This window comes from Bacillus sp. D386 (assembly GCF_006346415.1).
Window position 1 is genome coordinate 150,563 of record NZ_VEMV01000001.1, and the last position, 13,113, is coordinate 163,675.

At 36.7% G+C, this 13,113-nt stretch carries 15 protein-coding genes; 3 read left to right on the plus strand and 12 right to left on the minus strand.

Going from position 1 to position 13,113, the window contains the following annotated elements:
- Nucleotides 1–249 precede the first annotated feature (249 nt).
- The 10 genes from FHY45_RS00720 to FHY45_RS00765 all read right to left on the minus strand — a co-directional run bounded on the left by FHY45_RS00720 (nt 250) and on the right by FHY45_RS00765 (nt 8,920).
- Nucleotides 250–894 (minus strand): hypothetical protein, encoded by a 645-nt coding sequence (locus FHY45_RS00720; RefSeq protein ID WP_139891159.1) that lies wholly within the window; start codon nt 892–894, stop codon nt 250–252.
- Between the two features lie 415 nt (nt 895–1,309).
- Nucleotides 1,310–1,609, minus strand: a complete 300-nt coding sequence (locus tag FHY45_RS00725; RefSeq protein ID WP_139891160.1) for a DUF2087 domain-containing protein — start codon at nt 1,607–1,609, stop codon at nt 1,310–1,312.
- Nucleotides 1,610–1,628: 19 nt separating this feature from the next.
- Nucleotides 1,629–2,177 (minus strand): nucleoside/nucleotide kinase family protein, encoded by a 549-nt coding sequence (locus tag FHY45_RS00730; RefSeq protein ID WP_139891161.1) that lies wholly within the window; start codon nt 2,175–2,177, stop codon nt 1,629–1,631.
- Nucleotides 2,178–2,533: 356 nt separating this feature from the next.
- Nucleotides 2,534–3,094 carry a thioredoxin family protein gene (locus FHY45_RS00735; RefSeq protein ID WP_066099951.1) on the minus strand — a complete coding sequence of 187 codons (561 nt, stop codon included), beginning with the start codon at nt 3,092–3,094 and terminating at the stop codon, nt 2,534–2,536.
- A gap of 99 nt (nt 3,095–3,193) precedes the next feature.
- On the minus strand, nt 3,194–4,585 hold the full coding sequence (locus tag FHY45_RS00740; RefSeq protein ID WP_139891162.1) for an FAD-binding oxidoreductase: 1,392 nt from the start codon (nt 4,583–4,585) through the stop codon (nt 3,194–3,196).
- Nucleotides 4,586–4,946: 361 nt separating this feature from the next.
- Nucleotides 4,947–5,801 carry an ABC transporter permease gene (locus tag FHY45_RS00745; protein WP_139891163.1) on the minus strand — a complete coding sequence of 285 codons (855 nt, stop codon included), beginning with the start codon at nt 5,799–5,801 and terminating at the stop codon, nt 4,947–4,949.
- Nucleotides 5,794–6,714 carry an ABC transporter ATP-binding protein gene (locus FHY45_RS00750; protein ID WP_139891164.1) on the minus strand — a complete coding sequence of 307 codons (921 nt, stop codon included), beginning with the start codon at nt 6,712–6,714 and terminating at the stop codon, nt 5,794–5,796. Before FHY45_RS00750 ends, FHY45_RS00745 begins: the two co-directional genes overlap by 8 nt.
- A 421-nt stretch (nt 6,715–7,135) precedes the next feature.
- Nucleotides 7,136–7,759 (minus strand): pyridoxamine 5'-phosphate oxidase family protein, encoded by a 624-nt coding sequence (locus FHY45_RS00755; protein ID WP_139891165.1) that lies wholly within the window; start codon nt 7,757–7,759, stop codon nt 7,136–7,138.
- Between the two features lie 128 nt (nt 7,760–7,887).
- A complete protein-coding gene (locus tag FHY45_RS00760) occupies nt 7,888–8,196 on the minus strand; it encodes a GNAT family N-acetyltransferase (protein ID WP_306821531.1) in 309 nt (102 codons plus the stop codon).
- A gap of 58 nt (nt 8,197–8,254) precedes the next feature.
- Entirely contained in the window at nt 8,255–8,920 is a 666-nt protein-coding gene (locus FHY45_RS00765; RefSeq protein WP_180349905.1) for an NUDIX hydrolase, read from the minus strand.
- A gap of 143 nt (nt 8,921–9,063) precedes the next feature.
- Between FHY45_RS00765 and FHY45_RS00770 the strand changes: the two genes are divergently transcribed.
- Nucleotides 9,064–9,480 carry an organic hydroperoxide resistance protein gene (locus FHY45_RS00770; protein ID WP_139891167.1) on the plus strand — a complete coding sequence of 139 codons (417 nt, stop codon included), beginning with the start codon at nt 9,064–9,066 and terminating at the stop codon, nt 9,478–9,480.
- A 114-nt stretch (nt 9,481–9,594) separates the two neighbouring features.
- Here the strand turns inward: FHY45_RS00770 and FHY45_RS00775 are convergent, their stop codons facing one another.
- Nucleotides 9,595–9,900: a DNA-binding protein gene (locus FHY45_RS00775; RefSeq protein WP_257468933.1), complete on the minus strand. Its 306-nt coding sequence runs from the start codon at nt 9,898–9,900 to the stop codon at nt 9,595–9,597.
- 348 nt (nt 9,901–10,248) lie between these two features.
- Here FHY45_RS00775 and FHY45_RS00780 point away from each other — a divergent pair, with 348 nt between their 5' ends.
- A complete protein-coding gene (locus FHY45_RS00780) occupies nt 10,249–10,536 on the plus strand; it encodes a hypothetical protein (RefSeq protein WP_139891168.1) in 288 nt (95 codons plus the stop codon).
- Nucleotides 10,537–10,562: 26 nt separating this feature from the next.
- The gene (gene yidC / locus FHY45_RS00785) at nt 10,563–11,345 is read left to right on the plus strand and encodes a membrane protein insertase YidC (RefSeq protein WP_306821532.1); all 783 of its coding nucleotides are present in this window, start codon (nt 10,563–10,565) and stop codon (nt 11,343–11,345) included.
- A 145-nt stretch (nt 11,346–11,490) separates the two neighbouring features.
- Here yidC and FHY45_RS00790 read toward each other — a convergent pair whose 3' ends face one another.
- Nucleotides 11,491–12,978, minus strand: a complete 1,488-nt coding sequence (locus tag FHY45_RS00790) for an aldehyde dehydrogenase family protein (protein WP_066099972.1) — start codon at nt 12,976–12,978, stop codon at nt 11,491–11,493.
- Nucleotides 12,979–13,113: the final 135 nt, after the last annotated feature.

Below are 13,113 nucleotides of genomic sequence, written 5' to 3' on the forward strand. Positions count from 1 at the left end.
CTTACTTCAATTCAATTCTTCTGTTGATAAACTGAACCAAGATAATATCGAACAAGATAGTATGGCAATGATCATTCTTAACAGCAAGAAAGCGAAGTCCTAAATGGAAAAGTAAAAAAGACAGAGAAATAATCTCCCTGTCTTCAATCTTAATATTCATACGTTAATGGCATCATAAACCTTTATTCGATTAGCCCGACCAAAACTAACCTCATAAAAGCTCAACATAAGCTTTTGATTTTAAAGGGTTTACACATTACTTGAAGAGTAATTCAGTTTAAAGATGGAAAGTTCCTTCTCAATCTCGCTATCTATTAACACTTCATTTACTGTATCCTCTTTTGGATTAAGTTCTTTATAGGACTCTTTATCGATAATTTCCCTTTTAATCCGTTCAATATGCTTCTTGCAGTTCCCTCTGTCTAACTTTTCAGAAATCACCAATTCCTGTAATGCTATTTTCTGTTTGATAATAAAAGCTTCTCGATTGCTTTTATCATTATCTAAAACACAAAGGGCTTTATTTAGCCTATATTGATATTCTTGGATTCTTTGATTATGCATATCTATTATTTCATTCAGACATTGTAATTTCTGCTGTTCCTTAACTTTTTCTCGAATCATTTCCCTGGCAGCTGTATCTTTCTTATGATCCACATACTGTGTGACTAACTTATTTATACTTTCAATTCGAATAAGCTTGTTCGATTGTTTCATATCCAAGTAATGACCGATTTCTATATGCTTTGCTAATGCTAACTTTAAAATTTGAATGTTCTCCTCTAAAATTTTTATAGCATCATCTAACATTTGGCGGTAATCGTTCAATTCTTCAATAAATAACTCTTTATCTGTTTTGAAAAATCGGGTTATCTTTTTTAATAAGTTTTTCATGCTACCTCACCCTTAGTTGTATAATTTATATAATTAGTTATCCGATACCCTTTTTCGTCGGTCAAAAGAAATGATTGCCGTATAATAATCATATTATGTAAATAAAATTTTATTTCATGCAGTATACTTGTATTATGATTACAAAACCTACTAATCAAATTAGTATCATTATTACACTCATGGTATAAATATACACTTATTCCAGTTTATCAATCCACTATTTGTTTTCAACTAAACTGCTCTTTAACAGCATAAAAGAAGACCGTCAATTTGACAGCCGTGGACTTTCGCTATAGTTTGATAGAATACCGGTCTCCAAAGGGTGAGACTAAATAGTTCATCATTCAACATAATTTAAATATCCTATTATCCCCTAACATTTTTGCTTGGCTTGCTCAATATAAATTTTATCCATTTAATCTTCTTTTATCCAATATTCCGAACAATCCGTGCTGCGATTCATAAATCCATACACGATAAGCTCTCTTCTAATTGTTGCAAAATCACCGTAAATTGTTTTCAATACTTCGTTAATTTCTATTTCTGAATATACTCTCCCCAGTTCAAAACGTTCACTTATATTTTGTAAAATGATCAGCTTTCTTTTCTCCTTACTCGGAAAAGTATCTAATTGACCACTCAAACCTTCTTTAAAATAGGCTGACAAGACCTTTTGCTTTTCCTCTTCTGTTGTTACATAGCGTATATTCACCATGTTTACCCCCTAAAATCAACTATGTTTCTATTTTTTTAGTAATAATATTTACAATCTCATATTCAGGTAATGTTCCATCTACAATGAGGTCAGAAATTGGTTTGATCGTATTCAACATATGAAGATATCCCCTTCTTCCCCAACCAATGTAGTAATTTAAATCCATCATAATCTCCTCAACGGCACCATTTCTAAAATCTCGAGTTAATCTTCGTGCCATGGCAATATCCAGTGGAGTATCAATAAATACTGCTAAATCAATAATTTCCTTCATTTGACTATGTAAATTAGCGAATGGAAAATCTACTATTATGTAATCCAGCGGTTCATTAACTAACTTTTTTATATCTGTAAGAAGCGGTGATAAATCCCAATCATCTGGATTACCTCCATTATCAATCCAATTAATCATGTCATTGGGACCATTAAAATCATAATCATCAAAGGATAGAGTTCCACTATTTTGCAAATTATTTTTCAGGTAAGAGGTGATGGTCGTTTTTCCTCCACCTGAAACAGCAGCAATTGAAATAACAAACGGACACTTTCTTTTTTTATATTTCTCCAATTCAAAAATCCTTTCATATAACCAGCATTCTATTCCTTTGAGTACTTGACTAACTTTGCAGTTCCACCGTCTTTTATTGACTTTGCAATCCTTTCACATTTTTTAATGGCCCATATATAAAAGCAGGTTTCTTCTTGTTGGGAAGCCTGCTCCTTCTGTCCTTTCCAAAAATATTTTCTCTACACATTCAATTATCTAGATTTTAAGTTCCTAATTACCGAAGCCTGAAGTTAAATGATTGTCAAAATTTTATGGCTGGATTCCATTCTATTGAATCATTGAAGCCCGTCCTTGTATGTCGCCTAAGCTTTTCTCGGTGATATATCCTCTTCTAATACTTTTAGATGAATCACTCGCTACTTAATTTCTTTTAACTTACTAATAATGCTATCTGCAATAACATGCCAAGTATCATAATCCACCGTAAATTTATTTACAAATTCTTTGAACATCTCAAGTTGTTTTTCTTTAAAATCAGGGGCATCTGCGCTTGGTAACTGTGATTTCAATTCCTCAAAGCTTTGTTGAATTTTAGCAGCGCGTGGTCCCCAGACGGTTAATTCATTTCCATCCTCATCTATGAAAATAAAAATCGGGATCGATCGAGCCGTTCCATTGGTTAAATACTGATCCATTAACTCTAAATTGCTGTCACGCAGGATAAAACGAACGTCGATATTTGTTGCCTCTGCAATACGCAGTAAAATCGGGATATTTACCATTGCATCCCCGCACCAATCTTCTGTCAACACAATAACCTTAATCCCAGTGGGCGGTATAGTTAAAAGCGCCTCTTTACTCTCCCCTGATAGATGGAACGATTCATATACCTTTAGGAGATTTTCTTTATTTGTTTTCATACCATCGATATACTGTTCCGTTGTTAAACCTTTTTCAAACCATTGTTGTAATTCCACCCCTAAAACCCTCCTGTTATCATTATAAAAACTCATCCACCAATACATGTCTCTATCTTAAGAGAGCTATCAAGGTTAGAACAAATTCTACCAATCTATTTATTTCTCTTTCTTTATTTTAAAAATTTTATTTGGGTTTAGAAGATTATCTGGATCTAGTACCCGTTTAATCTTTTCCATCACCAGCAGTGCTTCTCCGTGTTCTTTCTCTTGGTATTTCTGTTTCCCAATGCCGACACCATGTTCTCCTGTACAAGTTCCTCCTCGTTCAAGTGCATACATGACAATCATTTCATTATATTGATCAGCTCTTTTCAGTTCATCAAAATCATTCATATCAATCATTAACAGAACATGAAAATTGCCATCACCGACGTGCCCAACAACACCGCCTGTAAGCATTAACAAATCAAGTGTTTCTCTTGCATGAGCAATAGCACCTGCTAACTCGGAAAGGGGCAAACAAACATCGGTTATCATGAGTTTTTTTCCTGGGTGTCCGTGAATATAGGAGTAAGCTAGATTATGGCGAGCTTCCCATAGCTGATTTCGAGCAGCATTATCGGTCTCGAATTCAATACGTTCACAATTGTGAGCTTCCACAATCTCTTTCATAAATTCAACATCTTGCTTTAAGCCCGCCTCATTCCCCTCAAATTCTAAAAATAAGGTTGGCTGTTCCAGATAGGCCGTCTTATTATGAAGGTTTACTTGTTTCATAGAAGGTTCATCTACGAGCTCAACTCTTGCAATTGGAATTCCCGCTTGTAAAATATTCAAGACTGCTTCAACAGCATCACTAACTGTTTTAAAGGATGCTCGCGCTGCCATAATATTTTCAGGAATACCGTACACTCTTAATGTCAATTCAGTAAAACATCCAAGTGTCCCTTCCGAACCAACAAATACACCATTTAAATGATAGCCAGAAGAAGATTTTTCTGCTAAATTTCCTGTATGAATCACTGTGCCATCTGCGAGAACAACCTCTAAATCCCGAACTTGGTCACGCATAATTCCATATTTAACAGATGTTGTTCCACTGGCATTTGTAGCTGCCATCCCACCAAGTGTTGCATCTGCTCCCGGATCTACGGAGAAAAACAATCCGTATTTTTTCAGCTCTTTATTCAACTGAGAACGCGTCACCCCTGGTTGAACTTTCACAAGAAAGTCCTTCTCCCTAACCTCTACTATTTTATCCATAAGAGAAAAGTCAATCATGATTCCATGGTCATAAGGAATAACATGCCCTTCCAAGCTTGTTCCCCTTCCAAATGGCACAATCGGCACTTTATATTGATCCGCTATAGTAATTATCTCCCTCACTTCTTCTGTGTTTGTCGGAAACACTACTATATCAGGCAGACTAGCACGATGATACGATTCATCTATGCTGTGTTGTTCTAAAATAGTATGATTGGTCGTTACTCGGCTTTCTTGAATAACACTTCGCAGAGCAATTAACAATTCTTCAGTGGTTTTGATCAATTTATTCGCCCCTTATTATCATTTTTCCGCGGTATTTGTTAATGGTATTTTTGCTGTTTGAATTATAAAAATATACCTTTATAGTAATTCCTCTTACTTTCAATTCTCTCCAACCTCTACCATTATATCAAATATTAGGAAAATATTTGCAATTCACATTCCCTAATATTGATTCTAATTAAAGCTTTAGGGAATAAGAAAGGATCATACAGCTTCGATATAATAATCGAATAAGAGTCATTATTAAAAAATACTGGTTGAGGATGCGGTGAAGGGCAATTTAGCTGGATTAACATGAAATTGATTCAGGAAAAAGATAACTATATTAGTGCATGAAAAAAGCAGGAAACTATGTCCCCTGCTAAGATTTCTTTCGTGATACATTCCATACGGCAAGAGCGAAAAATAAAATGGTGACTCCTACCAGGACAAGAATATGCGTGCTGCCTTGGGCAGTAAAGTCACCATATGTCAGCACAACACCCAGTTCTTCTTTTAAACCATCGACTGCAGCACTTGGTGCACCGTCGAATGATATTTTTAAGGGCTCTTCCATAAATACCTGACGAAATAAGACGCCTGCATGGGTGACCGGAAAGATCTTCACAATCATTTGTACAGCATCAGGAAGATTGCCAATTGGTATGTAAATGCCGGTAAGAAACCCGATTAATGTCCCGATAATCGTACTGCCAGTTGCAAATGCATTAACACTTGAAAAGAAGCTAACTAAGAAAAACACCATTGCGCTTGAGGCTAGAACCGATAGGAACATCAACACAATGATTTTTAACATACCTATGAGTGGCAAAAGCTCCCCACCGTTTGCGACAATATATATCTCCGCTAAGACAAAAGTGACCATACACATGATGAGGCCGACCATAAATGAACTGATTACATAACCACCAGCGATTTGATACCTTTTTAATGGCGAAGCATAGAAATCTTTTGCATTGCCATTTGCCCGATCCTCTACCATTGTGCCAAAAGCGCCCATTGTCGTCGTGACAGAGGTAACGGCAAGAAGACCGCCCATAATCCAACTGTCCATTAAGTATCGAGCTTCCTTAATTTCGGTCATGTCCCCTGCAATGGTATCTCCAAGAAAGAGGACATATAAGCCAATGATAATGAAGACGGCCAATAAGGAGAAGAAGACCGCACTTTTATCCCGAAAAAATAGTTTTAGATTACGCTTTGCTAAATTAAACATCAGCACGTATTTCCTTTCCTGTGATTTCGATGAACACGTCATCCATTGTCCCATGCATCACTTCAAAATTTGCAATCAAGGGCTCTGCCAATTTTAGAATCGAGAGGGCCTCTTTTGTATTCGCTATTTTAATGATCATCAGTTGATGCTCGTTTTTGTAACTGATTCCATTGGCTTGAAAAAGCTCATCGAGAGCAGCATAGTCAATCGGTTCAATTTTCAGCATATCTGAGCTATATGTATTTCGCAGTTCATAAGGAGTTCCCTTTGCCACAATCTCTCCATCATCAATAATCATGATATAGTCGGCAGAGGCGGCTTCCTCCATATAATGTGTCGTCAAGAATACAGTCAGTCCCTGATCTCTTTGCAGGTTCGTAATCGTCTCCCAAACACTTCTTCTTGTTTGGGGGTCAAGACCGGTAGTCGGCTCATCCAGGAAAAGAACCTTCGGTGTGTTCACAAGAGCTCTTGCTATATCAGCGCGGCGCCTTTGTCCTCCTGATAATTTTCCGTATGGGCGATCAATAAAGTCCATGACATCAGCTGCAATCGCTGCTTGTTCCACTCTGGATTTGAGCTCCGATTTTGGAATCTGATAGAATTTGGCTCTTGTTAGGAGATTTTCCCGTACAGTCAGGAGAGGGTCGAGCAGACTTTCCTGGAAGACTACCCCGATTGATTCACGGATTTTTGAATCATTTTTAGCAATCTGAAAGCCATTGATGATGATTTCTCCTTTATCTGGCTTCAAGAGCGTGCATAACATATCAATTGTCGTGCTTTTGCCCGCGCCATTAGGACCGAGGAAGGCAAACAGCTTTCCTTGCTCTACATAAAAATCAATATCATTCACCGCAGTAATGTCACCATAGGTTTTGGTGAGGCGGCGTACCTCAATGATTTTTTCCATATAAACACCTCAATTCATATAAATAGGCAGATTAGAATGTTTTTTCGCTGGAGAGTTTTAAAAATGGGGTCAATTCGTAATATTTAATTATATTATAGCTCGGATAGAAGCAATTTGGCGATGAAATATATGCGATGAAATGAACATTCTATCCTGATTAAAACATATATAGACTGGATTTACAGATTGAGGGAGAACTTCGAGATATTTACACGACAATATGATGCTCCTCAATTTTCTTAATGTATTAAAAAATAAACCGATTAATGATGTAAAACCACTCTATAAATATGTAAAAAGGTACATGAATTAACGCGTGATTTCTTTAAATAACAAGAACAGCCACATCCTTACGAAAACAGTCTTATTTTTACTGTGGCGAAAGAATAAGATTACTATCAGAGAGCAAAAAAAAAATTGCTTAATATAATCTGGTTGTGTAACCCTCCTTTAATTGAATTTCAATGTCTTCAGCTCTTGTTTTCAATTTGCTGGCATGCGCTGCAAGTATCTTTGAAGCTTGAGGAAGAGAATTTTTATCTGGCCACGTTGTCGGGTTCCATAATTCTGATCTAATAAATGCTTTTGCACAATGAATAAAGCATTCCTCTACCTTAACCCCAATACCGATGTTTGGTGTCTTTCCATTAACACCTAAACACTCAAGCAAGTCTGGATCTTTTACTACGTACCCTTTTCCATTTACACGGAGGGTTTCACCCAAGCCTGGAATAATAAACAACAAGCCTACTCCAGGGTTCATTAGAAGATTGTATAGGGTGTCCATTCTTTTATTGCCTCTCCGTTCTGGAATTATCAAATAATTTTCATCCAATATTCGAACAAATCCAGCTTGGTCTCCCCTAGGTGAAACATCTAAATTCCCGTTTCCATCCGTTGTACCAATAAACACAAACGGAGATTTGCTTATGAAATGAACACAATGATCATCCAATCGTTTAATCACTTTATTTTTTACTAGTTTACTTGGTTCTCCTATCAGAGCACGCAGTTCATTTGCCTCCGTTATAATCTGTTCAAACATTGTATTCCCCCTTTTTTATTTAACCAAATAGGTTTCAGCCAACTCCTGATTCAAATAGCGGGCCATACCTGTTTTCAATGGGTAAAATCCGCATTTTTTATAAAATTCCTCGTTTCCGACTGTCGAAATTAAGTGGATACAAGATACGGATTCAATTGTGTTAATAGAGAGTTAATAATTTCCTTAGCTACTCCATTACCCTGTTCGTCTGTATGGACTACGAGATCATAAATCGCACCATTAAATACACCATCTGATAGCGCTCTTCCAAAACCAATTAGTCTATCTTCTTTAAAAGCAATGGCCACATGCGTGCTTACTGTGAATACTTGATTAATCATTTCAATTGTATGCTTATTCCAGCCCACAGATTGATAGACTTGCTGCATAGACTCGGCATATATTGAGTTATAATTTACTTTGATTTCTATGTCCATTCCGAGATTCAGTTGACTATGCTACCGATCGTTTATCTTTTCTAAGCACTTCCTCGATTTAAGCTTTCCGGTTAGAGCAAATAGCTTCTGCCACGCTAACAAAATACTGCTTAGAATGCGGTACAAACCGGTCCTTACTTATTGTCTCCTTAAACCAGGTTTTACCTCCGCTAGAATCCTGCTTATAGCCTTCAATCTCCAAATGATCTGAATCTCCATTGTAAAAAGAAATAAAATCATATAATCGAGCTTTTGCCATTCCAGATACTTCTTCCGGCTGCAGGATAAAAGTCTCCATAGGTTCTGTCATTTCATAAAGAAAAACATGACTTAATTCATGGTCTTTGATTGTCTCTGTTTCTATTACATTAGGAAACATACCAAGGCTGTTTAGTTGATCATAGGTAACATTTAATCCAAGTTCCTCATTAACTTCTCTTACACCATCAGCTACCGTTTCATTTGAAAGAATATGTCCCGCTGCAGTTATATCGTAAACATTAGCAAAATCTTTTTTTAAATGACTTCTAAGTTGAAGATACATATATTCTTCATGATTTTCTTTTCCAACCACATAACATTGAAAGGTTTGATGCCAATATCCTTTATTATGGACTTCATCGCGTGTGGCTACCCCAATCGCGGAACCTGATTCATCAAAAATAGTTAGCATTTCTGTTTCCATACATATACACACTACTTCCCATAAATTTACTTTCACCATTATTATATACCTAGCTTTTCTATGTAGTCTAGATAAAAAAGGAAATATTTTCATAATAATTAATACCTATTCTTTTGACAATCTGTTTAATAAAACCAAAATAGGGAAAAGTGCTATATATCATTAATTAAGGAGTTGGTTTGATGGAACCATTATATACAGCAACCGTCACATCCACAGGCGGTCGTGAAGGACATGTAAAATCTGAAGACGGGATTATAGATTTAGATGTGAGGCAACCAAAAGCATTGGGAGGTAGCGGAGAACAAGCTGCAAACCCAGAATTACTGTTTGCAGCAGGATATGCTGCTTGTTATGACAGTGCATTAAACCTCGTATTACGTAAGGATCGAAAAAAAGTAGATACAACGGTCACGTCTAATGTAACGATTGGTAAAGATGGAGAAGATGGCGGTTTTAAACTGGCTGTCCGCTTAGATGTCTCTATCCCTGGTTTGGATAAAGAAGAAGTTAAAAAATATGCTGATATGGCCCACCAGGTTTGCCCTTATTCTAAAGCAACGCGTGGAAATATTGAGGTAACCATTATTACGGTGTGATTGCTTACTTTCTATATAAGTATTTTTATTAGGATAGAGTCTATTCGCTTATAAATAACAGAACAAACGACTGGGAAACCAGCCGTTTGTTCTTTTTTTACTTAAACCGTCCGTTTAACTGCTAAAATTCTTGGATGAAATCCATTCAATTAATTGATTTTTAGGATAATAGGTAGTTCCGTTTAATACCAGCTTAGGGACATCCTGATATTCAGTCAATAAAGCCTTTATTTCATTCCTATTTAATTTAAAAACATAGGCTAGGTCACTTTCTTTTAAAAACACATTGTAATCAATTACATTTTTAGACTGACGAAAATTTATGAGTCCTTTACCTATGTAATGCCCCAATAAAGCTAATCCAACTCCAATACAAAATAGCCCAAAATTTATTCCTGCACCTGATATATCTATTTCCAAATCTATCTCCCCCTTCTTTAATTCTAGTAAACACAAAGAAATTTCCCTTCGAATTCTGACTCTTTTATATGCATCTATATTTATTCGATTAAAATATTGTTAAATCCTTTTATTAAACTTTATTTTGGTCTTGCAGCATAATGATTAAGGTAGCTAACACCTTTGTTTATATAAGTAAATATCAATCAAAAAACTGTTTCACCTCTCAGCTAAAACTTTATTCCCTTCTTATTCGTCTCTTCTCACTTAATAAGAGAACTTCTTCTATCCCTGGCATTCATTTAATGGTATAGTATCCATAACAAATCACTTCATAATTTGAAAATCTTTAACGGAGAGTTGCCAGCCATGATAGGATTAATAATTGAATACGATTATGATGTCATACAGCAGACATTAATAATTGCCTTTTTATTCTCGGTTGTCTTTCCGTTAGCCGCCTTATTCATAGTGCATAAGCAAAATAAAGTCCTTTTCAGTAACCACTATGAAGAAGGAACGAATCAACCGATTTTAAAAAGCAATAAGAAACAGCCAATTATAGATAAACGCCATATTCAACGCTTTTTCACTTTATTTCGTATTAAGGTAAACCCCGGAGATAAAGAAAGCAGCCATTTCCATCCCATCGTATAAACAAATACATGATCGGAGGAAATGGATTGAAAAAATTAATAGGTGTTTTATTCGCAGGAATGTTGTTGAGTGGATGTTCAGCCAATTCTAACGGAGACGGTTTTTTCCAACACTTTATTGTCTCTCCCTTATTATCCTTACTGGAATTTAATGCAGATCTATTTCAGGGGAATTATGGGCTCGCCATTATTTTGGCTACGTTGCTGATTAAATTATTGCTCATGCCGTTGACTGTTAAACAGTATAAAACTCAAGCTGATATGAAACGGAAAATGGAAGTTTTAAAGCCTGAGATGGAAGCTATACAAGAAAAATTAAAACAAACAACTGATGCAGCGAAGAAAGCAGAAATTCAACAGGAAATGATGCAGCTTTATCAGAAGCATGGCGTAAATCCTCTCAATATCGGATGCTTACCAATGCTGATTCAAATGCCGATATTAATGGGATTCTATTATGCCATTAGGGACTCACATACAATTGCAACCCATGACTTCCTTTGGTTTAGTCTTGGCGAGGCGAACATGATCATGGCGTTAATTGCCGGATTGATTTACTATCTCCAATTCAAAGTCAGCTCAAGCCAAATGCAGCCTGAACAGCAGAATCAAATGAAATTAATGGGACTCTTGTCACCTATGATGATTATGTTCATTTCTTTTTCGGCTCCGGCTGCTCTTCCGCTCTATTGGATAACAAGCGGAATCTTCTTGATCATCCAGACATTCGTTTTACAAAGTATCTTTAAACAGGAAGAACCAAAAGACCTTGCAAAAATTCAAACTGAGCCATCTTTAAAGAAAAGCTAAGCTCTTAATAAATAAAATCACCCCATAAAAGACAGACATAGCTCTGACTTTTATGGGGCTTATTTATGCTCTTATTTGACTGATTAACCAAATAAGGAAAAACAGTGTGATTACCGTCCATAACCACACTGCTTTCTTAAAGATCTTAGTCCATATTAATCCATACACTCTTCACTTCTGTGTAGTTATCGAGTGCATAGCTTCCCATTTCACGACCAATACCGGATTGTTTGTACCCTCCAAAAGGAGAAGCCGCATCAAATGTATTATAGGTATTTACCCATACCGTACCCGCTTGTAACTTATGTGCGATTTGATGAGCCTTTTTCAAGTCCTGTGTCCAAACACCTGCCGCTAATCCGTAGTTGCTGTCATTGGCTTTTTGTATAAGATCATCAATATCATCAAATGGCATGGCCGCTACAACAGGTCCAAATATTTCTTCTTTTGCTATTGTCATGCTATGGTTTACATCTGCAAACACGGTCGGTGATACAAAATAGCCTTTATCAAATGGAATATCCCCTCCAATTAACACTTCGGCTCCTTCTTCAACACCTTGGTCAATATATCCTTTTACCCTGGACTGCTGCTGGGCGGAAATAAGCGGGCCCATCGTTGTATCTTCTTCTAACCCATTACCCTGTTTAATATCCTTGGCACACGTTATTAAATCAGAAACGACATTATCATACATTTTCTTTTGGACATATAAACGGCTGCCTGCACAGCAAACTTGCCCCTGATTGAACATGATACCCATTAATGCACCCGGAACAGCCTTTGATAAATCTGCATCCGGAAGAATGATATTCGGCGATTTTCCTCCAAGTTCCAATGTTACGCGTTTCAGCGTATCAGCAGCTGATTTCATAATTTGTTTACCAACCTTAGTCGAACCCGTAAAGGCAATCTTATCGATCATTGGATGATCGACCAATGGTTGTCCTGCTGACGGACCATATCCTGGGACAATATTGACGACTCCATCCGGGAATCCAGCTTCACTAATTAGTTGTGCCAGGTATAATGCAGAAAGAGGTGTGTTTTCTGCTGGTTTTAATACGATTGTACACCCGGTAGCAAGTGCCGCTCCGAGTTTCCAGGCAGCCATTAATAATGGGAAATTCCACGGGATAATCTGGCCAACCACTCCAACTGGTTCATGTTTTGTATAATTAAAAAAATTACCGGCTACTGGGATGGTTTGTCCCATGATTTTAGTCGACCAACCTGCAAAATAGCGGAAGTGTTCAATGGCTAATGGAATATCTGCATTAGATGTTTCACGGAAAGGCTTCCCGTTATCCAATGTTTCCAATTGAGCCAACTCCAGCTTGTTTTCTTCCATTAAATCTGCCAATTTGTATATTAAACGACTGCGTTCTGCAGCATTCATTGTTCTCCATGGTCCTTGATCAAATGCTTTACGTGCAGCTTTGACAGCTAAATCAATATCTTCAGATTGCGCTTCTGAAATCACAGCCAAAACTTCACCAGTAGCCGGATTCATTGTTTCAAATGTTTTACCAGATACTGAGTCTACGAATTCACCATTCATATATAACTGTTTTGTACCTTTTAGAAACTCTGCTAATTTGGGACTAATATTAGAGCTTATAGTAGTGGTCATTTAATTCCCTCCATTTATATCCATCATTTTGTGAACGCTTTCAGTATATTCCATCTATTTTCCATTTTCAATTAATTACCATCTGCAGAGCAAATGAATCGTTCGCTCCTTTTTGACATGAATTAATTCAATACA

Coding starts and splice junctions, on each gene's coding strand:
- FHY45_RS00720 (WP_139891159.1), bottom strand. CDS start 894: ATGAAAAACTTATTAAAAAAGATAACCCGATTTTTCAAAACAGATAAA.
- FHY45_RS00745 (WP_139891163.1), bottom strand. CDS start 5,801: ATGTTTAATTTAGCAAAGCGTAATCTAAAACTATTTTTTCGGGATAAA.
- FHY45_RS00790 (WP_066099972.1), bottom strand. CDS start 12,978: ATGACCACTACTATAAGCTCTAATATTAGTCCCAAATTAGCAGAGTTT.
- FHY45_RS00725 (WP_139891160.1), bottom strand. CDS start 1,609: ATGGTGAATATACGCTATGTAACAACAGAAGAGGAAAAGCAAAAGGTC.
- FHY45_RS00770 (WP_139891167.1), top strand. CDS start 9,064: ATGGAACCATTATATACAGCAACCGTCACATCCACAGGCGGTCGTGAA.
- FHY45_RS00760 (WP_306821531.1), bottom strand. CDS start 8,196: ATGGACATAGAAATCAAAGTAAATTATAACTCAATATATGCCGAGTCT.
- FHY45_RS00750 (WP_139891164.1), bottom strand. CDS start 6,714: ATGGAAAAAATCATTGAGGTACGCCGCCTCACCAAAACCTATGGTGAC.
- FHY45_RS00765 (WP_180349905.1), bottom strand. CDS start 8,920: ATGGTGAAAGTAAATTTATGGGAAGTAGTGTGTATATGTATGGAAACA.
- FHY45_RS00755 (WP_139891165.1), bottom strand. CDS start 7,759: ATGTTTGAACAGATTATAACGGAGGCAAATGAACTGCGTGCTCTGATA.
- FHY45_RS00780 (WP_139891168.1), top strand. CDS start 10,249: ATGATAGGATTAATAATTGAATACGATTATGATGTCATACAGCAGACA.